18 protein-coding genes, 1 tRNA gene and 1 pseudogene are annotated in these 23,459 nt (G+C 64.3%); 11 read left to right on the top strand and 9 right to left on the bottom strand.

All coding sequences use genetic code 11. The features are described from left to right. Window positions 1-3: 3 nt before the first annotated feature. The 5 genes and pseudogenes from JC607_RS22980 (at window position 4) to JC607_RS22955 (ending at window position 4,653) form a co-directional block, all read left to right on the top strand. Complete coding sequence (locus JC607_RS22980; RefSeq protein WP_198839066.1) at window positions 4-1,044, top strand: iron ABC transporter permease; 1,041 nt, start codon at window positions 4-6, stop codon at window positions 1,042-1,044. After that, the gene (locus JC607_RS22975; RefSeq protein WP_198839065.1) at window positions 1,041-1,856 is read left to right on the top strand and encodes an ABC transporter ATP-binding protein; all 816 of its coding nucleotides are present in this window, start codon (window positions 1,041-1,043) and stop codon (window positions 1,854-1,856) included. The genes JC607_RS22980 and JC607_RS22975 overlap by 4 nt, the downstream gene beginning before the upstream one ends. Then, entirely contained in the window at window positions 1,856-2,227 is a 372-nt protein-coding gene (locus tag JC607_RS22970; protein ID WP_198839064.1) for a TRAP transporter small permease, read from the top strand. Before JC607_RS22975 ends, JC607_RS22970 begins: the two co-directional genes overlap by 1 nt. Before the next feature lie 184 nt (window positions 2,228-2,411). Further along, window positions 2,412-3,680, top strand: a pseudogene (locus tag JC607_RS25620) (TRAP transporter large permease). Between the two features lies 1 nt (window position 3,681). After that, the gene (locus tag JC607_RS22955) at window positions 3,682-4,653 is read left to right on the top strand and encodes a TRAP transporter substrate-binding protein (RefSeq protein ID WP_198839061.1); all 972 of its coding nucleotides are present in this window, start codon (window positions 3,682-3,684) and stop codon (window positions 4,651-4,653) included. Window positions 4,654-4,696: 43 nt separating this feature from the next. Here JC607_RS22955 and selD read toward each other — a convergent pair whose 3' ends face one another. Further along, a complete protein-coding gene (selD, locus tag JC607_RS22950) occupies window positions 4,697-5,758 on the bottom strand; it encodes a selenide, water dikinase SelD (protein ID WP_198839060.1) in 1,062 nt (353 codons plus the stop codon). A gap of 415 nt (window positions 5,759-6,173) precedes the next feature. Between selD and fdnG the strand changes: the two genes are divergently transcribed. The 6 genes from fdnG to selB all read left to right on the top strand — a co-directional run bounded on the left by fdnG (window position 6,174) and on the right by selB (window position 15,230). Then, the gene (gene fdnG, locus JC607_RS22940) at window positions 6,174-9,254 is read left to right on the top strand and encodes a formate dehydrogenase-N subunit alpha (protein ID WP_255532648.1); all 3,081 of its coding nucleotides are present in this window, start codon (window positions 6,174-6,176) and stop codon (window positions 9,252-9,254) included. Next, window positions 9,251-10,240, top strand: a complete 990-nt coding sequence (gene fdxH / locus JC607_RS22935; RefSeq protein WP_198839057.1) for a formate dehydrogenase subunit beta — start codon at window positions 9,251-9,253, stop codon at window positions 10,238-10,240. Before fdnG ends, fdxH begins: the two co-directional genes overlap by 4 nt. Continuing rightward, window positions 10,240-10,959, top strand: coding sequence for a formate dehydrogenase subunit gamma (locus JC607_RS22930; protein ID WP_198839056.1), 720 nt, complete (start codon window positions 10,240-10,242; stop codon window positions 10,957-10,959). Before fdxH ends, JC607_RS22930 begins: the two co-directional genes overlap by 1 nt. A gap of 64 nt (window positions 10,960-11,023) precedes the next feature. Next, entirely contained in the window at window positions 11,024-11,932 is a 909-nt protein-coding gene (fdhE, locus tag JC607_RS22925) for a formate dehydrogenase accessory protein FdhE (protein WP_198839055.1), read from the top strand. Continuing rightward, window positions 11,905-13,308, top strand: a complete 1,404-nt coding sequence (selA, locus tag JC607_RS22920) for an L-seryl-tRNA(Sec) selenium transferase (RefSeq protein WP_233093101.1) — start codon at window positions 11,905-11,907, stop codon at window positions 13,306-13,308. The genes fdhE and selA overlap by 28 nt, the downstream gene beginning before the upstream one ends. Next, a complete protein-coding gene (selB, locus tag JC607_RS22915) occupies window positions 13,305-15,230 on the top strand; it encodes a selenocysteine-specific translation elongation factor (RefSeq protein ID WP_198839054.1) in 1,926 nt (641 codons plus the stop codon). The genes selA and selB overlap by 4 nt, the downstream gene beginning before the upstream one ends. 272 nt (window positions 15,231-15,502) lie before the next feature. Here the strand turns inward: selB and JC607_RS22910 are convergent, their stop codons facing one another. The 8 genes from JC607_RS22910 to JC607_RS22875 form a co-directional block, all read right to left on the bottom strand. Beyond that, a complete protein-coding gene (locus JC607_RS22910; protein WP_198839053.1) occupies window positions 15,503-15,829 on the bottom strand; it encodes a phosphoribosyl-ATP diphosphatase in 327 nt (108 codons plus the stop codon). Window positions 15,830-15,833: 4 nt separating this feature from the next. Further along, the gene (gene hisF / locus JC607_RS22905) at window positions 15,834-16,595 is read right to left on the bottom strand and encodes an imidazole glycerol phosphate synthase subunit HisF (RefSeq protein ID WP_198839052.1); all 762 of its coding nucleotides are present in this window, start codon (window positions 16,593-16,595) and stop codon (window positions 15,834-15,836) included. Between the two features lie 105 nt (window positions 16,596-16,700). Then, entirely contained in the window at window positions 16,701-17,420 is a 720-nt protein-coding gene (gene hisA, locus JC607_RS22900) for a 1-(5-phosphoribosyl)-5-[(5-phosphoribosylamino)methylideneamino]imidazole-4-carboxamide isomerase (protein ID WP_198839051.1), read from the bottom strand. A 436-nt stretch (window positions 17,421-17,856) separates the two neighbouring features. Then, window positions 17,857-18,498, bottom strand: coding sequence for an imidazole glycerol phosphate synthase subunit HisH (hisH, locus tag JC607_RS22895; protein ID WP_198839050.1), 642 nt, complete (start codon window positions 18,496-18,498; stop codon window positions 17,857-17,859). Between the two features lie 97 nt (window positions 18,499-18,595). Next, on the bottom strand, window positions 18,596-19,183 hold the full coding sequence (gene hisB, locus JC607_RS22890; RefSeq protein WP_198839049.1) for an imidazoleglycerol-phosphate dehydratase HisB: 588 nt from the start codon (window positions 19,181-19,183) through the stop codon (window positions 18,596-18,598). Between the two features lie 108 nt (window positions 19,184-19,291). After that, window positions 19,292-19,366: transfer RNA gene (locus JC607_RS22885), tRNA-Gly, on the bottom strand. A gap of 185 nt (window positions 19,367-19,551) precedes the next feature. Next, window positions 19,552-22,992: a pyruvate carboxylase gene (locus JC607_RS22880; protein ID WP_198839048.1), complete on the bottom strand. Its 3,441-nt coding sequence runs from the start codon at window positions 22,990-22,992 to the stop codon at window positions 19,552-19,554. 187 nt (window positions 22,993-23,179) lie between these two features. Then, a partial coding sequence (locus JC607_RS22875; protein WP_233093100.1) for a hypothetical protein occupies window positions 23,180-23,459 on the bottom strand: 280 nt, incomplete at its 5' end.

Here is a 23,459-nt window from a genome sequence, read left to right as displayed (position 1 = left end):
AGCATGTCCGGCTCCGAACTTCTTGACCGCTATCACCGGCAAAACCGCCGCCGTGCCGCGCTGGTGGGCGCAATGGCGGTGTTCGCGCTGATCGCGGTGCTGGTCGATCTGACCACCGGTCCGTCCGGCCTGCCATTGTCCGAGACGATCCGGACGCTGACCGGGGCCGAGGTGCCGCGCGGCACTTCGGTGATTGTCTGGCAGGTGCGCCTGCCCGTGGCCGTCATGGCGCTGCTTGTCGGAGCCGCCCTGGCGCTCGCGGGGGCAGAGATGCAGACGGTGCTGGAAAACCCCCTGGCCGAACCCTTCACGCTGGGGGTTTCCGCCGCCGCAGCGCTTGGCGCCGGGGTGGCGATTGTGCTGGGGCTGACGATCCCCTTCCTGCCGCCCGCCTGGGGGATCACCGCGAATGCCTTCCTGTTCTCGCTGGGGGCGCTTGGGCTTTTGCAGCTGATGGGGCGGCTGCGGGGTGGCGGGCCGGAAGTGCTGATCCTGTTCGGGATCGCGCTGAATTTCACCGCCGCCGCCTTTCTGTCGCTGTTGCAATTCGTCGCCTCGGCTGAGGATCTGCAACAGCTGGTGATCTGGACCATGGGCAGCCTCCAGGCCGTCAACTGGGGCTCGGTCACGATCCTTGCGCTGGTCATCGCCGTGACTGTGCCCTTCGCGCTGATGGCCTCCTGGAAGCTGACCGCGCTTCGACTGGGCGAGGAACAGGCGCGCGGCTTTGGCGTCGATGTCACAGCGCTGCGCCGCTGGGCGCTTTTGCGCGTGAGCCTGCTCGCCGCCACTGCCGTCTCGATGGTCGGCGTGATCGGGTTCATCGGCCTTGCCGGCCCGCATATCGCGCGGATGCTGGTGGGCGAGGATCACCGTTTCCTGCTGCCCGCCAGCATTTTCACCGGCGCGCTTCTGATGTCCGCCGCCTCGACGCTCTCGAAACTGCTGATCACCGGAACTTTGCTGCCCGTGGGGCTTGTCACCTCGCTGATCGGCCTGCCGGTCTTCTTCTGGCTGATCCTGCGCGGGAGGCCGGGAAGATGAGCCTGACGCTCCGCGATGTCTCGACCGGCTATGGCCGCCGCCGGGTGATTGCCGGACTGAGCCTGCCCGATCTGCGGTCGGGCGAGGTCACGACCCTTGCCGGTCCCAATGCCGCCGGGAAATCGACGCTGCTGAAAGCAATTGCCGGCCTTGCGCCCTTTACCGGCCAGATCGCGCTGGACGGGCAGGACCTTGCGCAGCTGAGCGCGCCCGCCCGTGCGAAGATCGTGGGCTTCATGCCGCAAAGCCTGCCCTCGGGCGCCTCGCTCAATGTGCTGGAAACCGTGATCACCGCGCTCCGCGCCAGTGGCGAACGCGCCGTGACCGAGCCGCCCGAGACCCGCGCTATGGCGGTGCTGTTGCGCCTCGGGATCGACCATCTCGCGCTGGCGGGGCTGGATCAGCTGTCGGGCGGGCAGCGCCAGATGGTGAGCCTTGCGCAAGCCATCGTGCGCGCGCCGCGCCTTTTGCTGCTGGATGAGCCGACCTCGGCTTTGGACCTCGCGCGTCAGGTGCGGCTTTTATCCGAGGTTCGCCGCATCGCCGCCGAGGGCCGGATCGTGCTGACCGTGCTGCATGACCTCGCGCTGGCGGCGCGCTGGTCGGACCGGATCGCGATCCTGCACAAAGGCGGCCTTTACGCCTTTGGCCCGCCCGCCGAAGTCGTGACCCCCGCCATGCTGGGAGAGGTTTACGGCGTCATTGCCCGGGTCGAGCGCTGCAGCCAGGGCCATCTGATGGTGCAGATCGACGGCGAAATTCCGGGAGGCGCAAGCGGAGCAGGCGCAAAAGAACGGGGCGCGCAAGCATAATGACCGATCTTCCCCTGAACCTCGCCCCGCGCCCGGCGGGTGGCCTCGCACGGATCAGCGCCGCTGTCCTGAGCGTCGAGAAGGCGACAGGCGCCCTGCTGGTCGCGCTGATTTTTCTGGCCATGATCGCGGGCGCCGCCTCGGGCTGGCTGCGCCGCCCGCTGGCCTGGACCGATGAATTTGCCGTGCATCTGATGGTCTGCCTCGCCTTTCCCGGCGCCTCAATGGCGATTGCGCTTGGCCAGCATATGACGGTCGGGCTGATCCCCGAGGCGCTGAGCGCGAAGAACCGCGCCCGGCTTGCGCTGGTCAATGATCTGGCGCTGCTGGTCTTTCTGGTCGTAATGGCCATGATCATCTGCCGGGCCTGATCCGCGCCGGATCGGGCGCGGCGCTGGCGCAGGAGACCTTCAGCTTCATCTATGCCGACCCGACTCAGACGCTCGGGGTGCGGAAAATCTGGTTCTGGCTGGTGATGCCTGTGACCACGCTGACCTCGATTCTGCATGTTCTGGCGCAGATCGCCGCCGACCTGACCACGCTGAGGGATCTGCCATGATCGCGGGTCTGTCTTTTACCGTCCTGTTGCTGATGGGCGCGCCAATTGCCTTTCTGCTGGTCGCGACCACGCTGATCCTGATCATCGCTTCCGGCAATGGGGTTCTGCTGACCGGCTTTCCGCAGCAGCTTTTCGCCGGGATCGAGAGCTATTCGCTGCTGACCCTGCCGCTTTTTATCCTGCTGGGTGAGCTGGTGGGCGCGGGCGGCAACGGGCACCGCCTTTTCGCGCTGGCCGCCGCGCTGATCTGGCCCTTGCGCGCAGGTCTCGCCTATATCAATCTGCTGGCAAACCTGATGATGGCCTCGGTGCTGGGCTCGACCGTCGCGCAGCTGACGGTCATGTCGCGCCTCGCCGTCCCCGAGATGGAGCGCGGCGGCTATCCGAAGGATGTTTCCGCCTCTGTCACCGCCGCCGGAGGCCTGCTGGCGCCGGTGCTGCCGCCTTCGATGAACCTGATCGTCTTTGCCGCCGTGGCGCAGCTGCCGGTCGACCAGCTGTTCCGCGCGAGCCTTCTGCCGGGCCTCGCGCTGGCCGCGGGTTTCGCCGCGGTGATCGCCTGGCTGGGCTGACGGTTCAACCTGCCGAAAACCGGCCGGATGGCGCTGAATGCCCGTCTCATCGCGCTGCGCGACGCGCTGCCCGCGCTGATCATTCCCGGCGTCGTCGTCGGCTCGATCCTTGGCGGTTTTGCCACGCCGACGCAATCGGCGGCTCTGGCCTCGCTGGCCACGGTGCTGATCGGGCTGTTTCTTTACCGCGAGATGCGGATCCCGGACCTTGCCCCGGCGCTGGTGCGCACCGCCGTCACCTCGGGCGCGGTGCTGTTTCTTGTGGCCGGCGCGCAGATCATCGGCTGGGTGCTGACCTATGGCAATCTGCCGGCCGAGGCCGCGCGCCTGATCCAGGACCTCGCCCATTCGCCGCTGATGTTCCTGATCCTGCTGAATATCCTGCTGCTTTTGCTGGGCACAGTGCTGGAGCCGATCCCGGGTATCATCCTCACCGCCCCGGTCTTGCTGCCGGTCGCAACCGATGTCTATGGCATCTCGCCCACCGCATTCGGCGTGATCCTGTGCCTCAATATGGCGCTTGGCCTGCTGACGCCGCCGGTGGGCGCCGGGCTTTACACGGCCTCCCTGATGACCGGGGTGTCCTCCACGCGCCTCTCCTGGCTGCTGACCCCGTTCTTCATCGCGACCCTTGCGGTTCTCGCCGGGCTGACCGTGATCACCGCGCTGCAATCCACCATGACCGGAGGCTGATATGGCATTCCTGCGCCCGACACCCCTCGCCCTTGCGCTTTTCGCCCTCGCAAGCCCCGCCGGGGCCGAAGACCTGCGCATCGGCCTGATCACGCCGCCGCCGCATCAATGGACCCGCTCGGCCAGCCACCTCGCCGGGGAACTCAACACCGCAACCGATGGTCGCCTGAGCCTCGCGGTCTTCCCCTCCGGCCAGCTCGGCAATGAGGCGCAGATGTTGCAGCAGCTGCAATCTGGCGCGCTGGATCTTGCCTTCCTGACGGTCGGAGAGCTGAGCAATCGGGATGAGAATTTCGGCATCCTGACCGCGCCTTACCTCGTCGACACGGCCACACAGGCCGCGACATTGCTCGAAGGCCCGACCGCAACCGGGCTGCAGGACAATCTCGCCGCCCTCGGCCTGCACGGGCTGGGCTATGGTATGGCCGGGATGCGGATCGCGCTCCTGTCAAAACCACTGAAGGAAGGCGGGACTGTCGCAGGCCGCAAGATCCGCACCGTGCCGCTGGCGCAGCAGCTCGACTTCTGGACCCGGGCCGGCGCCGCCCCCACGCCGCTGCCGCTGCCGGACCTGTTCGACGCCTATGCGAATGGCCAGATCGATGGCATGCAGCTGGATTTCGAGGGCACGTTCGACAACCGCTTCCATGACTATTCCGCCGTGGTGCTGGATACGGAACATATGATCTTCCCGATGGTTGCTGTCGCCTCGGCGCGGAAATGGCAAAGCTACAGCGCGGAAGACCGCGCCCTGATCACAAGGCTCGTCGCCGCCGAGACCGCACAGATCCGCGCCGCCTATCCGCAGATCGACGCCGATTACCGTGCGAAGCTCATTGAGGCCGGCGCCAATGTCGTGAAACCCGGGCCAGAGATTTTCGGTGACGCGGTGACGGGCTGGTACGAGGCCTGGCGGGAAAAAACGCCGCTGCTGATCCAGCTGGAGACCGAAGCCAAAGTGATCAGAGAGTAGGAACAAGCCCCGCCATGGCGGGGCTTTCAATCTTGCAGGATAGTCAGGCGATGGTCAGGCCCGGCGCGCCGTCACCGACCTCGCCAATCACCGCCGCCTCGGCGAACCCCTCTTCCGCAAAGATCCGCAACACCTCGGCCACCGCCTCCGGCGCGCAGGCAACCAAAAGCCCGCCCGAGGTCTGCGGATCGGTCAGCAGCGCCTGATCCACCTTCGACATCTCCCGCGCGAAAGCGATCTCGGCGCCATAGCTCGCCCAGTTCCGCCCTGAGGCACCGGTGATGAACCCGGCTTCCGCCAAAGCCACCGCATCCGTCAGGACCGGCACCGAGGCCCAGTCGATCCGGATCCCCTTCCCCGCGCCGCGCGACATCTCGAGCCCATGGCCGCCCAGCCCGAAGCCGGTCACATCGGTCATCGCATGAACCCCCGCCAGACGCGCCAGACGGGGCCCGGGCGTATTCAGCTTCGTCGTCGTCGCGATCATCGCGGCATATCCGCCGGCGCTCAGCTTCTCTTTCTTCAGCGCTGCCGAATAGACGCCGACGCCCAGCGGCTTGCCGAAAACCAGCACATCCCCGGCCTGCGCAAGCGCATTCTTCTTCACATGCGCAGGATCGACCACCCCCAGAGCCACCAGCCCGTAAATCGCCTCGACCGAGTCGATCGTATGGCCGCCGGCAATCGGGATCCCCGCCGCCCGGCAGGCCTGTGACCCGCCCTCAAGGATCCGGCCGATGGTCTCAACCGAGAGCACATTGATCGGCATCCCCACCAGCGCCAGCGCGAATATCGGCGTCGCCCCCATCGCATAGACATCCGAGATCGCATTCGTCGCCGCGATCCGCCCGAAATCCACCGGATCGTCGACGATCGGCATGAAGAAATCAGTGGTTGCGACAATCGCCTGATGCTCGTTCAGCTGATAGACCGCCGCATCATCCGAGGTCTCGATGCCGACCAGCAGAGCCTCCGGCACCGGCAGCGCAGAGGTGCCGCGCAAGATTCCCGAAAGCACCCCGGGCGCGATCTTGCAGCCACAGCCACCGCCATGGGACAGCGAGGTCAGGCGCGGTTCGGCCTGCGGGGTCTGCATCTGGGTCATGGCTGTCACCTCTCAATCTGGACGGACCTCCGGACAGGTCCCTCGTCGGGCGCGGGATACGCCCCATTGCCGGTCCGGAGGCTGCAAAACCCACCCCTGTCCCGGCCGCCTCCTGACTTTGCCAGTCCCGCTCCGCCGGGGCAAGTATGCGGGGCAGGCAGGACGGCCAGGCTTTGCAAACCAGCGTGCCGGAACGGCCCCGAACCCTGCAGCAGATCCAGGTTTCAGGGGTCCTGACGGGCGCGCCAATCGTTGTGTACGCACGGAAATAACGTGTTTTCCTTGACTTCCCTGATCTTAGACCGGACCATTTGTCTTATCTATTGCGTGATTGAAGCAACCCATCGTGCGCGGATCCGGCCGGCACCCTGCCCGCCAGGCACAAGCGCAGACAGGTAGTAAAAGGAGGGGTCACATGAATATCGACCTTTCGCGCCGCAGCTTTCTCAGGCTGTCAGGGGCGGGGGTGGCAGCAACGTCTCTGGCAGCCATGGGCTTTCATGAGGCAGAGGCAGCAGAGGCCGCGCATGTGCGCGATTTCAAGCTGGCCACCATGACCGAAACCCGCAATATCTGCACCTATTGCTCGGTCGCCTGCGGCGTCATCATGTATTCCAAAGGTGATCTGGCCGCCGGCGAAAAAGCCGAGCTGATCCATATCGAAGGCGATGCCGACCATCCGACCAACAAGGGCACGCTCTGCCCCAAAGGCGCGGCACTCAAGGATTACGTCAAGGCCGAGACCCGCCTGACCCATCCGCGCCTCCGCCGCCCCGGCTCGGACCGTTTCGAGGAAATCTCCTGGGATGAGGCCTTCGACAAAATCGCCCGCGCCGTCAAAGACGACCGCGATGCGAACCTGATCGAGAAGAATGCCGATGGTCTGACCGTGAACCGTCTGACCACCACCGGCTATCTGGCGGCCTCGGCCACCACCAATGAAACAGCCTGGGCGACCTGGAAAGTGGTCCGCTCGCTGGGCATTGTAGGTTTCGACAACCAGGCGCGCGTCTGACACGGCCCCACGGTGTCCAGTTTGGGCCCGACATTTGGCCGTGGAGCGATGACAAACTCCTGGACCGATATCAAGAATACCGACCTCGTCGTCATCATGGGTGGCAACGCCGCCGAAGCGCATCCCTGTGGCTTCAAATGGGTGACCGAGGCCAAGCACCATCGCGGTGCGAAACTGATCGTGGTGGACCCGAGGTTCAACCGGTCGGCCTCTGTCTCGGATTACTATGCGCCGATCCGCCCCGGATCTGACATCGCCTTCCTCATGGGGGTGATCCGCTGGTGTATCGAGAATGACAAGGTGCAGTGGGACTATGTCCGCAACTACACCAATGTCGGCTATCTCGTGCGCGAGGATTTCGGTTTCCAGGACGGGATGTTCACCGGCTATGACGCCGAAAAGCGCAGCTACGACCAGACCAGCTGGGAATATGAGCTGGGCGAAGATGGCTATGTCATCAACGACGAGACGCTGACGCATCCGCGCTCTGTCTGGCAGCTTCTGAAGAAGCATGTCGAGATCTACACGCCTGAGTTTGTAGAGAATGTCTGCGGCACGCCGAAGGATCGCTTCCTGAAGATCTGCGAGATGATCGGCGAGACCTCTTCGCCGACCAAGACCATGACCTCGATGTATGCGCTTGGCTGGACCCAGCATTCCAAGGGCTCGCAGAACATCCGTGGCATGGCGATGCTGCAGCTGCTTCTGGGCAATATCGGGGTTCCGGGCGGCGGGATGAACGCTTTGCGCGGGCATTCCAATATCCAGGGTCTGACTGACGTTGGTCTGATGTCGAACCTGATCCCCGGCTATCTTGCGATGCCGCGGGAGACAGAGCCCGATTTCGCGACCTATATGTCGACACGCGGCAATAAACCGCTGCGCCCGAACCAGATGAGCTATTGGCAGAACTACGGCAAGTTCATGGTTTCCTTCATGAAGGCGCTGTGGGGCGACAAGGCGACAGCTGAAAACGGCTGGGGCTATGACTGGCTGCCCAAGCTCGACATCGTACAATATGACGCGATGCGCATGTTCAACATGATGAAGAATGGCGAGGTGAATATCTACTTCTGCCAGGGCTTCAACCCGCTTTTGTCTTTCCCCAACCGGGGCAAGATGACCGAGGCCTTCTCAAAGCTGAAACTGCTGGTTGTGATGGACCCGCTGGCGACCGAAACCGCCGCTTTCTGGGAAAATCACGGTATTTACAACGATGTTGATACCGCCAGCATCCAGACCGAGGTGCTGGAACTGCCGACCACCTGTTTCGCCGAAGACGAGGGCGCGACGGTGAATTCGGGGCGCTGGCTGCAATGGCACTGGGCGGGGGCGACCCCTCCGGGTGAGGCGCGGTCCGATGTCTGGATCATGACGCAGATCTATCAGCGGATCCGGAAGCTCTATGAAACCGAGGGCGGCAAGGCACCCGAACCGGTTCTGAACCTCGCCTGGGATTACGCGGATCCCGAAGAGCCCACCGCTGCTGAACTGGCGATGGAGCTTAACGGCCGCGCTCTGACCACGCTTTACGACGCCACTGACCCGACGAAAGTCGTGCTGGAGGCGGGGAAGCAGGTCTCGGGCTTCGGGCAGCTCAGGGATGACGGGTCCACGATGGGCGCCTGCTGGATCTATGCCGGCTGCTTCACCGAGGACGGCAATATGATGGCGCGGCGCGACAACAGCGACCCGTCCGGCATGGGGGTGTTCCAGCAATGGTCCTTCGCCTGGCCGGCCAATCGCCGCGTGCTCTACAACCGCGCGTCTTGCGACCCTGACGGCAAGCCCTGGGATCCGTCCCGCGTGCTGATCGAGTGGAATGGCGAGAAATGGGTCGGCCCGGATATCCCGGATATCGCCGTCACCGCTAAACCGCGCGAGGTCGGGCCCTTCATCATGAACCCGGAAGGCACCAGCCGTTTCTTCTCGCGCAAGCTGATGCGCGACGGCCCCTTCCCGACCCATATGGAGCCGTTCGAAAGCCCGATGGCGAATCCGCTCAACCCGGAAATGCGCGGCAACCCCGTGGCCCGCGTTTTCCCGGATGATATGGCAAATATGGCCACCAGCGCCGAATTCCCGCTGGTGGCCACCTCTTACCGCCTCACCGAGCATTTCCATTACTGGACCAAGCACAACTATGTGAATGCGGTGAATCAGCCGGAATTCTTCGTGGAAATCAGCGAAGAACTGGCGGCGGAAAAGGGGATCAAAAAGGGTGGCATGGTCCGGGTCTGGTCAAAACGCGGCCAGGTCTGGGCGAAGGCGGTGGTGACGAAACGGATCCGTCCGATGATCTGCGACGGCAAACCCGTCCATGTCGTCGGCATCCCGATCCATTGGGGCTTTAAAGGTGCGGCGAGGAAGGGCTTTGGCCCCAATACGCTTGGCCCCTTTGTCGGCGACGCCAATATCGAGACGCCCGAGTTCAAGGCGTTCCTTGTCAATATCGAACCCGCATCGGAGGGCCTGGCATGACCGAACGCGCTCCTCAACCCACCACGGCGGCGGCGAACCCTCCGGTGCAGCCGCTCGCCTCGAACCTGCTTCCCTCGGATGTCGTGCGCATTTCGGCCACCGCCAATGTGCCCGCGCCCGAGCGGCAGCTCGACAAGGTGGCAAAGCTGATCGATGTGTCGAAATGCATCGGCTGCAAGGCCTGTCAGTCGGCCTGTATCGAATGGAACGACACCCATCCGGCTATCGAAGAGAATGTGGGGGTCTATGAGAACCCGCATGATCTGACGCCGGAGATGTTCACGCTGATGCGCTTTTCCGAATATGAAAACCCGCAAGGCGATCTGGAATGGCTGATCCGCAAGGATGGCTGCATGCATTGCGAGGATCCGGGCTGTCTGAAAGCCTGCCCGGCGCCCGGCGCCATCGTGCAGTACTCCAACGGCATCGTGGATTTCGTGTCCGCGAATTGCATCGGCTGCGGCTATTGCGTCTCGGGCTGCCCCTTTGACGTGCCGCGGATCCATCAGACCGCGCATGTATCGAAGAAATGCACGCTCTGTTCCGACCGGGTGGCGGTGGGGCAAGGGCCGGCCTGTGCGAAAGCCTGTCCGACCCAGGCCATCACTTTCGGCACCAAGGAAAGCCAGATCGCGCTGGCCAATGAACGGATCGAGGATCTGAAATCGCGCGGTTATGAGAATGCCGGGCTTTACGATCCGCAAGGCGTGGGCGGCACGCATGTGATGTATGTGCTCCATCACGCCGACAAGCCCGGTCTTTACGCCGGTCTGCCGGATGATCCGCGCATCTCGCCGGTGGTGGAAAGCTGGAAAGGTGCCACCAAGACCGTCGGCCTTGCCGCCATCGGTCTGGCGGCGGCGGGCGCGGTGCTGCATGGGCTCTTCTCGAAGGGCAATCAGGTCACCGCCGAAGAAGAGCATGAGGCCGAGGAGCTGGTGGTGAAGACCGCAGCTGTTCAGCCCGAGACCCGGGAGGAGCTGTGATGTCTCATCAGTATTCCGCCCCCGGCGACCATATCGAAAGCACGAAACCGGTCACGGTCAGCCGGTATCGCGGCATCACGCGGCTGAACCACTGGGTCACGGCCTTGTCGCTGATCCTGCTGGCGATCTCGGGGCTTTCGCTGTTTCACCCGTCCCTGTTCTTCCTCTCGGGCCTGTTCGGCGGCGGCCAGGTGGTGCGCTGGCTGCATCCGGCCATCGGGATCGTGCTGTTTCTCAGCTTCTTCCTGCTGTTTTTGCAGATGTGGAAGCTGAACCTGCCCAGGCGCGAAGATGCGACCTGGGTCGCGCATATCGGCGATGTGGTCCAGGGCAATGAGGATAAGCTGCCCGAGCTTGGCAAATACAATGCCGGGCAGAAATTCGTCTTCTGGGCGATGACCGGGCTGATCCTCCTGCTGATCCTCACCGGGCTGATGATCTGGGAGAAACAGGTGCCCTTGTGGGAACCCTACGCCCCATGGGCGGCCACCATCCCGGCGCGGCGCATCGCCCTTCTGGTCCATGCGCTCTCTGCCGTGGGAATCATCCTGGTCTTCATCCTGCATGTCTATGCGGCGATCTGGACCCGGGGCACGCTGCGCGCGATGACGACGGGCAGCGTGACCGGCGGCTGGGCCTTCCGCCATCACCGCAAATGGCTGCGGGAACTGGCGAAGAACCGCAAAGCCCCCGATAATCATAACACCCCGGCGGAGTGATCCGCCGGCCCTCTCCCCGGCCCGTCCCCGGTCCGGGGAGGATGAAATGCGGCCGGAGAGACCCATGACCAATGACATCCAACCCGACCCTTCGGTCATCGGCGGCGTCCCTGAGGCGCCGTTCGCATTCCTGCCCGACCCGGTCGCGGTCTTCACCCGTCGCGCCGGGCGGTTCACCTTTCTGGCCCAGACCAGCCGGCTTGCGCCCTATCTGACATTCCTCGCAGAGCTCACAGATATCCAGGCCCGGCTGGCGAAATCCGGCCCCGCGCCGGTGATCGCGCCGGACCAGCTGGCGCGGGCCAGGGCGGCGCAGATGCCGCCCATCGACCGCGCCGCGCTGGCTGCTGATCCCGCATTGCACCAGCTGCTGGCGCGGCTTTGCGAGGCCGCCGCCCGCATCACCATGCCAGACCCCGCCCGCACCGCACTTGAGGCAGTGACGGCGGCGGATGAGGGGGAGCGGACCTGGCTTTTGACCAATGCGCTGGCGGGCGAGATCCCCGAGGACAGCGCGGCGCCGCATCTCTTCGCCTCGGCCGCCGTGCAGGTTTACCTCGCGCGTCTGGCCGCCGGGCTGGCGGTGGAAAGCCTGCGCCCGATCCGCACCGGCATCTGCCCCGCATGTGGCGGGCGGCCGGTCTCATCGCTGGTCACCTCGACCCCGGGGATCGAGAGCATCCGCTACGCGGTCTGTTCGGGTTGCGCCACGCAATGGAATGAGGTTCGCATTCATTGTCTCGCCTGCGGCACCAATAAAGGGCTGACCTACCGCTCTGCCGAGACGACCGAGGCGACGGTGAAAGCCGAATGCTGCCGGGACTGTCACTCCTGGATCAAGATTTTCTACCAGGAAAAGAACCCGAGCCTTGACGCGGTGGCCGATGATGTCGGCAGTATCGGACTTGATATGATGATGAAGGAAACCGATCTGAAACGCGCAGGATGCAACCCCTTTCTGACGGGCTACTGATGGAGGGGTTTCGGGCCCTCCCCTCGGTCGATCAGGCCCTGAACAGTGCCGAAGGCGCGGGCCTTGTCGCCCGCCATGGCCGCCAGGCCGTGCGCGAGGCGCTGCGGGCGCGCCTTGACGAGATGCGCGACGCGATCCGCGCCGGCGAGGATGGTGCGGTGCTGGCGCAGCGCCTGCCGGATCTGGTTGCCACCGATCTGGCCGCGCGTGAGCGCACCCGGCTCAGGCCGATGCTGAACCTGACCGGCACCGTGCTGCACACCAATCTCGGCCGCGCGATCCTCGCCGACGAGGCGGTGCGCGCTGCGGTCACCGCGATGGCCAATCCGCTGGCGCTGGAGTTTGATCTGGAAACCGGCGGGCGCGGTCAGCGGGACGACCATCTGCGCGGGCTGCTGGTGGAACTCACCGGCGCCGAAGATGCCACCATCGTCAACAACAATGCCGCTGCCGTGCTGATCGCGCTGAACACGCTTGCGCAAGGGCGCGAGGCGGTGGTCTCGCGCGGCGAGCTGATCGAAATCGGCGGCGCCTTCCGCATGCCCGATATTATGGCGCGGGCCGGTGCGAAGCTGGTCGAGATCGGCACCACCAACCGCACCCATCCCAAAGATTACCAGGGCGCGATCACCCCTGAGACCGGCGTGATCCTCAAGGTCCATACCTCGAATTACCGGATCGAGGGCTTCACTGCCGAGGTTCCTGCCCCCGATCTGGCGCTGATCGCGCACGAGGCGCGGGTGCCGATGATGAATGATCTTGGCGCAGGCTCGCTGGTCGATCTGTCGCATTACGGGCTCCGGCGTGAGCCCACGGTGGCCGAGGCCGTCGCGGAAGGCGCTGATCTGGTGACATTTTCCGGCGACAAGCTGCTCGGGGGGCCACAGGCCGGGTTCATCGTCGGGCGCAGGGATCTGATCGCCGCGATCAACAGGAACCCGCTGAAACGCGCGCTGCGGCTCGACAAGATCCGCATCGCCGCGCTTGAGGCGACGCTGAAGCTCTATCGCGACCCGGACCGGCTGGCGGAACGGTTGCCGACGCTGAGGATGCTTGCGCGCCCGATGGCAGAGATCGCCGCCCAGGCGCAGCGGCTGGCGCCCCGGATTGATGCCCTGCTGCGACCCTTTGGCTTTGCCGCCACCCCCTGCCCCTGCGCCAGCCAGATCGGGTCGGGCGCGCTGCCGGTCGATACGATCCAATCGGCAGGGCTGCGGCTGACCGGTCAGGGCGGTGACGCACCCGACCGGCTGGCGGCACAGCTGCGCGCCCTCCCGATGCCGGTGATCGGCCATATCCAGAGGGGTGCGCTGATCCTTGATCTGCGCTGTCTCGACGACGACAGCGTGCTGACTGACGCCCTGGCCGCGCTGTGATCATCGGCACGGCAGGCCATATCGATCACGGCAAGACGGCGCTGGTCCAGGCGCTGACCGGGGTGGATGCCGACCGCCTGGCCGAAGAAAAGGCGCGTGGCATCACAATTGAACTCGGCTTCGCCTATACCGATCTCGGCGATCCGGCTGAGCCGGAAACCCCATCGGGGCGGATCACCGGCTTTGTCGATGTGCCCGGCCATGAGCGGCTGATCCGCACCATGCTGGCCGGTGCCGGCGGCATCGACTTTGCCCTGCTGGTGGTGGCGGCCGATGACGGCGTGATGCCGCAAACCCGCGAACATCTTGAAATTCTGAACCTTCTCGGCCTTCCCGGTGGCGTGGTCGCGATGACCAAGGCCGATCTCGCGGATGAGACGCGGCGGGCAACCGTCCGGGCAGAAATCCGCGCGGCCCTCGCCGGAACCGGCCTGATCGCCGCGCCGGTTGTCGAGGTCTCGGCCCTGACCGGCGAAGGCATCGCCGATCTGCGCCGGATCCTTGCCGCGGCCGGGGCCGAAATGCCTGGGCGCGGGTCTTCCGGGCCGATGCGGCTTTCGGTTGACCGCAGTTTCACCATTGCGGGCGCGGGCACGGTGGTCACGGGGACGATGATCGCGGGCCGGGTGGCTTTGGGTGATCAGGTGATGATCTCGCCCCTTGGCCTGCCGGCGCGGGTGCGCGGCATCCATGCCCAGAACCGCAAATCTGATCAGGGGCTTGCCGGGCAGCGCTGCGCGCTGAACCTGTCCGGGGACGGCGTTACGAAAGACGCGATCCAGCGCGGCGACATGATTCTCGCCCCCGGGCTGCATGCCCCCGCCGGGCGGATCGACGTCATGCTTGAAGTTCTGGCCTCGGCCCCCAGACCCGTCACCACATGGCTGCCTGTGCATCTTTATACCCATGCCTGCGAGGTTGCCGCCCGCGTGGTGCCGATTGCCGGCGACATCGCTCCGGGCGAGACCGGTTTCGCGCAGCTTGTGCTGGAGCGCCCGATTGCCGCCACGATGGGCGACCGTTTCATTCTGCGCGACACTTCTGCGACACGCTCGGTCGCGGGCGGTTTCTTTATCGATCTGCGGGCGCCCGCGCGCAAACGCGGCACGCCAGAGCGGCTGGCCTGGCTTGAGGCCGCGCGCGAAACCTCTCCCGGGGCGGCGCTGATGCGGCTCTTGCAGGTTCTGCCGGTCGATATGCCGGTCTTCCTGCGTGACCGCGGGCTTGATCCCGCGTCCGGCCCGGATCTCGCGGCCAAGGCCGGGGCGGTGCTGCTTGGCCCCCTCGCCCTCTCACCGGCTCAGATCGAGGCTCTGCGTACGGGGCTCACCACCCATCTGGGGGAATTCCACGCGGCCAATCCCGACCTCGCCGGCCTTGGCCGCGAGCGGTTGCGGCTGATGCTGAGCCCGCGCCTGCCGAAAGATGTCTTCCTTTTATTCCTTCAGGAAGAGGCCGGCGCCGGGCGCCTCGTGCTGGATGGCGCATTCCTGCGGCTTCCCGGGCATCAGGTGCGGCTTTCGCCCGAGGATGAGGCGCTCTTCGCCCGCATCTTCCCCCGGCTTCTGGGCGAAGAGCGCTTCCGCCCGCCCCGGGTGCGCGATTTCGCCACTGACTTCGCCGTGGAAGAGAAAGAATTGCGCCGGCTGATGCGCCACAGCCAGAGGCTCGGCCTCACCGATCAGATCGCCACGGACCATTTCTTCGCCCGCGTTGTAGTGCGCGAGATGGTGGCGATCCTGCGCGATATCGCCGCAGCCAGTACGGATGGCTGGTTCACCGCCCCCGCCTTTCGCGACCAGGTGCAGAACGGGCGCAAGGTCGCGATCGAGATCCTCGATTTCTTCGACCGGAACGGGCTGACATTGCGACGCGGCGATCTCAGACGGCTCAATCCGCACCGGATCGACCTCTTCGACTGACGTCGCCAGGAACGAGGGTCAGAAGGTCGAAGCTGGATGCGGCGCGCCCCGCGCAGGGGCAAATGATGCACAAGGCGAGCGGAACAGGCACCGCTGATCGTCGCGATACGAGACATGCAAGGGCCGCGCTCCATGGAGCACCGGATCATAACGACGCCCCTATGCCAGGGCGCTCGCCGGTCTCACCGGGATCGGTTCTCGCCGCAGCAGGAGGCTGTTCCCGGGCACCGGTCCCGGTCATGGCGAATGGCAGCAGGCGTCGCGGCCAGGGCTCAGCCGCGCGATTGTTTCTCGGCGATGCCAGAGAGACCCTCGCGGCGCGCGAGTTCCTCGAGCACATCGGTCAGCGTGACATCGCGCGACGTCAGCATGACGAGGAAATGGTAAAGCACATCGGCACCTTCGGAAATCAGGCGCTCGCGGTCGCCTTTGGCGGCTTCGATGATCGCCTCGACCGCCTCTTCGCCGAATTTCGCCGCGCATTTCTCAGGGCCCTTTGACAGCAGTTTGGCGGTCCAGGAGGTTTCGGGATCGGCATTTTTGCGCGCAGCGATGGTGGTCGCGAGGCGGGCGAGGCTGTCTGTGTCGGATTGGGTCATGGCTTTACTCCAGCCGCATCGGGATGCCCGCCGCCGCCATATGGGCCTTGGCCTCGGCAATGGTATAGGTGCCGAAATGGAAGATCGAGGCCGCGAGCACGGCTGATGCGCCGCCGTCGCGGATGCCGGCAACGAGGTGGTCCAGCGTGCCTGCACCGCCCGAGGCGATGACCGGGATCTTCACCGCGTCCGAGATCGCGCGCGTCAGGGGCAGGTTATAGCCATCTTTGGTGCCATCGCGGTCCATCGAGGTCAGGAGGATCTCGCCCGCGCCTTTGGCCTCGACGAGCCGGGCAAAATCGACCGCGTCGATGCCGGTCGGTTTGCGACCGCCATGGGTGAAGATCTCCCATTTGCCGGGGCTGACGGTTTTGGCGTCGATGGCCACGACGATGCACTGGCTGCCGAAACGGTCGGCGGCTTCGGCGACGACATCGGGATTTGCCACGGCGGCGGAGTTGAAGCTGACCTTATCGGCCCCGGCGAGCAGCAGCGCGCGAACATCCTCATGGCTGCGCACGCCGCCGCCCACGGTCAGCGGCACATAGATCTGTTCGGCGGTTCGGGTCACGAGGTCGAACATCGTGCCGCGGTTCTCATGGGTGGCGTGGATGTCAAGAAAGGTGATTTCATCGGCGCCGGCGCGGTCATAAGCGGCAGCCACGGCGACCGGGTCGCCTGCATCGACCAGGTTGACGAAATTCACGCCCTTGACCACGCGGCCATCGGCGACGTCGAGGCAGGGGATCAGGCGGGTCTTCAGCATCCGGTCGGGTCTCCTGTGGCGGGTCGGGCCCGGGAAAAAAATGGGGGGCGCGGCCCCCGCCCCGCTGTCGCGGGGCCACCCGGGATATTTATCGGCAGTAAACGGTCAGGCTTTCAGAGCTTTGAGCGCGGCGGCGAGGTCGATGGCACCATCATAGAGCGCGCGGCCCGAAATGGCGCCCGCGATCACGCCGGTATCGCGCAGCTGGATCAGATCTTCCATCCGGCTGACACCGCCCGAGGCGATCACCGGGATCGAGACGGCACGGGCAAGCGCTTCGGTCGCGGTGATATTCGGCCCCTGCATCGCGCCATCGCGGTCGATATCGGTGTAGATAATGGCGGCGACCCCGGCATCCTCGAAGCTTTTCGCGAGATCGCTAACCTGGACGGTGGTTTCTTCGGCCCAGCCTTTGGTCGCGACAAACCCATTGCGCGCATCGATGCCGACCGCGACCTGCCCGGGGAAGGCGCGGGCTGCCTCGCGTACGAGATCGGGGTTCTCGACCGCGACAGTGCCAAGGATCACCCGCGAAAGACCTTTCTCCAGCCACATCGCGATGGTCGCCATGTCGCGGATACCGCCGCCAAGCTGGGCGGGAACCCTGATCCGGGCGAGGATTGCCTCGACCGCCGCCGCATTGACCGGCTGTCCGGCGAAGGCGCCGTTCAGATCGACAAGATGCAGCCATTCACAGCCTGCGACCTCGAATTTCGCAGCCTGGGCGGCGGGATCATCGCCGAAGACGGTGGCGGCGGACATCTCTCCGCGCAGGAGGCGCACACATTGGCCGTCCTTCAGGTCGATGGCGGGATAGAGGATCATGGGCCCGGGCTCCGTCATGCTGGCATCATCGGTCCTTTGGCACGGGCGGGACCGGAAGGGAAGGCCCAGGCCGGCGACCAGAGACCATCACCGGCCCTGCCCCGGCCTCCCGCCACGTCAGGTTTGATATGCCCGGGGCTTCGCCGGAGGTCTGTCTGAATTCAGGGGGCGAGTTTTCAGCGCAGGAGGAGACTGCAATGAGACCTGTCGCGCGGCCTTTTGTGATACTGGCACGCAGTGCCCACCTGGTCGCGTAATGCCCCGTAGCTCAGCAGGCATCTGCGAGGCAAAAGCCTCGCGATCAGGGTCGGTGTTCTGAGGATCTGTCGTGATTGTGGCACATGCATCCGGGCGACGGGAACCGGATCGGAGTGTAAGATACCGGGCTGTGCGACAAACGGGCCTGTTACACCCCGCGACAGTTTAAGGCCGCAGTTCAGGGTTTCCAGGCGAGGAAGTTCGCGATGATCCTGAGGCCGGTGGCCGCGCTTTTCTCGGGGTGGAACTGGGTCCCGAAAATATTGTCGCGCCCGACAATCGCGGTCACCTCGCCCGCGTAATCCACCCAGGCAATGCGGTCTTCCGCCGAGGCCGTGCGAAACTGCCAGGAATGAACGAAATAGGCATGATCCCCGCTGTTCACACCTGACAGCACCGGATGCGATCGGTCGATCTGCAGATCATTCCAGCCCATATGCGGCACTTTCAGCGCGGGATCAGCCGGCGAAATCCGCCCGACCTCGCCCCGGATCCAGTCAAATCCGGGGGTTTCGCCATGTTCAAACCCGCGCGAGGCCAGCATCTGCATACCGATGCAAATGCCAAAAAACGGCCGCGCCCGGGTGACCACCGCCTCTTCAATTGCCTCGAACAGCCCGTCTTGTGCGGCGAGCGCCCTGCGGCAGGACGGGAAAGCCCCGTCGCCCGGCAAGACAATACGCGATGCGCGCAGGACATCCTCGGGCCGCGATGACACGATGATCTCACCGGCCCCGGTCTCATCAGCCATGCGCTGAAACGCCTTGGCGGCGGAATGGAGGTTGCCGCTGTCGTAATCCACCAGAACGGTCAGGGTCATAGGGGCACTCCCGCAGTCAAAGGGCGCAAACCGGAGTTTTGCAAAACTCCGGCCAAATTTCTTGCAAGAAATTTGCGGCGCGCACAGCGCACCCGTGTCACAGGGCACCCTTGGTCGAAGGGAGCACACCCGCCATACGCGGATCTGGTTCCACTGCCTCGCGCAGCGCACGCGCGACCGCCTTGAAACTGGCTTCCGCGATGTGATGGCTGTTGATCCCGTGAAGGCGGTCGACATGCAGCGTGATGCCGCCATGGGTCGACAGAGCCTGAAAGAACTCGCGCACGAGTTCCGTATCGAAGCTGCCGATCTTCTGGCTGGGGAAATCGACATTCCACACAAGGTATGGCCGCGCCGACAGATCCAGCGCCGCCGCCACCTGGGTGTCATCCATTGCAAGCCGGAAATGGCCGTAGCGCCGGATCCCCTTTTTGTCGCCAAGCGCCTTTACCAGAGCCTGGCCAAGCGCGATGCCGGTATCTTCAACCGTGTGATGGTCATCGACATGCAGATCACCCTCTGCCCGCACCGTGATATCGATCAGCGAATGGCGCGCCAGCTGGTCGAGCATATGGTCAAAGAACCCGACGCCGGTCCGGCAGTCATAGTGACCGGTGCCGTCGAGATTGACCTCGACCTCAATCCCGGTTTCCGCCGTCTTGCGGCTGATAGTGGCCTTGCGCATCTCATCTGCCTCCCGCGATCTGTGCGGCAGGGAATAGTCGCCCCTCACCTGCACGGCAAGGGTGTGAAATGCAAAAGGGCGCCCTGAGGCGCCCTTTGCTTTCCGAACTGGAGCGGGCGAGGCGATTCGAACGCCCGACCCTAACCTTGGCAAGGTTATGCTCTACCCCTGAGCTACGCCCGCACCGTTTCGGTGAACGGGGATTTAGGCGAAGCGCCCGGCCACCGCAAGAGAAAAATTCCGTCTTACGGCTTCGGCGATGCTTTTCTTCCTCAAGAGAAAAACACCCGCAGGTCTTCCTCTTGAGAAAAATACTCGCGGGGGGTTCGGGGGGCGGCAGCCCCCCGTTGCAAGCCACATGGCCAGGCTCACTCCAGCTCGATCAGCAGGTCCTTGGCCTCGATCTGCACACCGGGGCTGACATGGATCGCCTTCACCATGGCCTCGCGGTCGGCATGAAGCCCGGTTTCCATCTTCATCGCCTCGATCGTCAGCAGGAGGTCCCCTGCCCTGACCTTTTGTCCCAGACTCACCGCAACGCTCGCGACCGAGCCCGGCATCGGTGCGCCGATATGGGCCGGGTTGCCATCGACCGCTTTGGGGCGCGCCGCTGTCTTCGCCTTCACCGCGCGGTTCGGCACCCGGATCGTACGGGGCTGGCCGTTCAGTTCGAAAAAGACCTTCACCTCGCCCGCGTCATCCACCTCGCCCAGCGTCAGGAAGCGGATCTCCAGCGTCTTGCCCGGGTCGATCTCGACCGCGATTTCTTCGCCAGGCTCCATCCCGTAGAAAAACGCCCGCGTCGGCAGGGTGCGCACGGGGCCGTAAACCCGGTGGCGGTTCATGTAGTCGAGGAAAACCTTCGGATACATCAGATAGCCGTTCAGATCCTCGTCATCGATCTTCATGCCACCAAGCTCGGCCGAGACCTTCGCGCGGGTCTCCTCCAGATCCACGGGCGGCAGGAGCGCGCCGGGGCGTTCAGTCAGAGGTTTCTCGCCTTTCAGCACCTTTTTCAGGATGCCCTGCGGCCAGCCCTGATAGGGCTGCCCCAGATTGCCCCTGAGCATATCGACAACCGAATCGGGGAAGGCCACATCGGTGCCCGGATCCTCGACCTGGGCGCGGGTCAGACCCTGGGCCACCATCATCAGCGCCATGTCCCCGACCACCTTGGACGAGGGCGTCACTTTGACGATATCGCCGAACATCTGGTTCGCATCGGCATAGGATTGCGCAACCTCGGGCCAGCGGTCTTCCAGACCAAGCGAACGCGCCTGGGCCTTGAGATTGGTGAACTGGCCCCCGGGCATCTCATGCAGCCAGACCTCCGAGGCCGGTGCCGCCGTGCCCGATTCAAAGGCGGCATATTGTGCGCGGACATGTTCCCAGTAATTCGACATCTCGCGCACGGCCCCGATATCAAGACCGGTGTCGCGCTCGGTATGGCGCAGGGCCTCGACGATGGACCCAAGGCAGGGCTGCGAGGTGCCGCCCGAAAACGCATCCATCGCTGCGTCAATCGCATCGACGCCCGCATCACAGGCCGCGAGCACCGTCGCCGCCGAGGCGCCGGAAGTGTCATGGGTGTGGAAATGCACCGGCAGGCCGATCTCCTGCTTGAGCGTCTTGATCAGCACCCTGGCGGCCGCAGGCTTCAGCAGCCCCGCCATATCCTTGAGCCCCAGCACATGGGCGCCGGCTTCTTTCAACTCATTCGCGCGCCCGACATAGTATTTCAGATCATATTTCGACCGGTCCGGGTCGAGCATATCGCCGGTATAGCAGATCGTGCCCTCGCAGAGCTTGTTCGCCTCCAGCACTGCATCCATCGCGACGCGCATGTTTTCGACCCAGTTCAGGCTGTCGAACACGCGGAACACATCGACGCCGGTCTCTGCGGCCTGCTTCACGAAAGACTGGACGACATTGTCCGGGTAATTGGTGTAGCCGACCCCGTTCGAGGCGCGCAGCAGCATCTGCGTCATCAGGTTGGGCATCGCGGCCCGCAGGTCGCGCAGACGCTGCCAGGGGCATTCCTGCAGGAAGCGGTAGGCCACATCAAAGGTCGCCCCCCCCCAGCATTCGACCGAGAAGAGCTGCGGCAGATTGGCGGCATAGGCCGGGGCCGCCTTGATCATATCGATCGAGCGCATCCGCGTCGCCAGCAGCGACTGGTGACCATCGCGCATCGTGGTGTCGGTCAAAAGCACCTGGGTCTGCGCCTTCATCCAGTCGGCGACGGCCTGCGGGCCCTTTTGTTCCAGCAGGTTGCGGGTGCCGTAGCTTGCCTGAACATCACGGACGACCGGCGCTTTCGGCGCCTTCGCCTCGGCCGGTTTGGCGCGGCCATTGGTCTCGGGGTGACCATTGACCGAGATATCGGCGAGATAGGTCAGGATCTTGGTCGCCCGGTCCTGACGCATCTTGAAGCTGAAAAGGTCCGGCGTCGTGTCGATGAACTTCGTCGTATAGGAACTGTCGAGGAAGGTCGGGTGCTTCAGCAGATTGATGACGAATTCGATATTGGTCGCCAGACCGCGGATCCGGAATTCGCGCAGCGCCCGGTCCATCCGTGACAGCGCCTTTTCCGGCGTCTGGGCATGGGCGGTGACCTTCACCAGCAGACTGTCATAATAGCGCGTGATCACGCCGCCGGCATAGGCGGTGCCGCCATCAAGCCGGATGCCGTTGCCGGTGGCCGAGCGATAGGCGGTCAACCGGCCATAATCCGGGATGAAATTGTTCAGCGGATCTTCGGTCGTCACCCGGCATTGCAGCGCATGGCCGTTCAGCTTCACATCTGCCTGGCTTGCCACCCCGGTCGCTTCGGGAAGCGATTTGCCTTCTTCGATCAGGATCTGGGCCTGAACGATATCGATGCCGGTGACTTCTTCGGTGACGGTATGTTCAACCTGGACGCGCGGATTCACCTCGATGAAGTAGAATTCCTGGCTGTCCATATCCATCAGGAATTCGACGGTGCCGGCGCATTCGTAATTGACATGTTTGCAGATGCGGCGCGCCATTTCGCAGACCGCTTCGCGCTGCTCCTGGCTCAGATAGGGTGCCGGGGCGCGTTCGACCACCTTCTGGTTGCGGCGCTGCACTGTGCAGTCCCGCTCCCACAGGTGCCAGACATTGCCTTGCTTATCGCCAAGGATCTGCACTTCGACATGGCGGGCGCGGAGAATCATTTTCTCCAGATAGCCTTCGCCATTGCCGAAAGCGGCCTCGGCCTCGCGCCGCCCCTCCAGCACCTTGGCCTCAAGCTCATCTTCCGAATTGATCGGCCGCATCCCCCGGCCACCGCCGCCCCAGGAGGCTTTCAGCATCAAAGGATAGCCGACCTCACTCGCCTGTTTGCGAATGAGCGCCATGTCGTCGCCCAGCACCTCGGTCGCCGGGATGACGGGAACGCCCGCCTCAACCGCGACCTTGCGGGCCGAGGCCTTGTCGCCAAGCGCGCGCATGGTTTCCGCGCGCGGCCCGATAAAGGTGATGCCCGCCGCATCGCAGGCCTCAACGAAATCAGGGTTTTCCGACAAAAGCCCATAGCCCGGATGGATCGCATCCGCGCCTGCAAGCCGTGCGACCCGGATGATTTCCGGGATCGAGAGATAGGCGCCGACCGGGCTCATACCCTTGCCAATCAGATAGGCCTCATCTGCCTTGAACCGGTGCAGCGAGAGCTTGTCCTCTTCTGCATAGACGGCAACCGTCTTCTTCCCCATTTCATTGGCAGCACGCATCGCACGGATCGCGATTTCACCGCGATTGGCGATAAGGATTTTGCGAAATTCGGGCATGGCAGACCTCCCCCGGGACTGTTTCTTTGGGGCGCACTCTATGGGCGCTGCACTGCGGCGCAAGGCCGCAGCGCAGAAAACCTGCAAATTTTGCGAAATATGCAGGCACAGTTTGCAGTTGCAAATCTGTTACCATGCGGACGTCGGTCGCCCGGCTGCGCGCCCCGGGGCGGAAATGCGGGGACTGTCAGAATCGTTCGGGAATATGCCCCGCCAGATCCGGGCGCTTTGCGCGCAGGACTTCAAGGAAATCGCGCTTGCCCAGATGGCAGGGGAATAGAAGGATCTTTCGGTCATCCTGCGCGACCAGCTGAAGCTGCAGCTTTTTCACCTGATGCAGCGCAGTGATTTCGGCCCATCTGAGCTTTGTCACCGGCTTTGAGAACAGATGTATCCCGCCGGGCCCGGCAATCGGCTTTGTTGAGCAAATCCGGTTATGTCCGGAGTTCCCCTTTCCCCTGACAGAC

It is taken from the genome of Paracoccus sp. IB05, from assembly GCF_016405985.1.
Taxonomy (GTDB): domain Bacteria; phylum Pseudomonadota; class Alphaproteobacteria; order Rhodobacterales; family Rhodobacteraceae; genus Pseudogemmobacter.
Note: the sequence above shows the minus strand (reverse complement) of the source record. Positions and strands in the feature narration are given on the sequence as shown.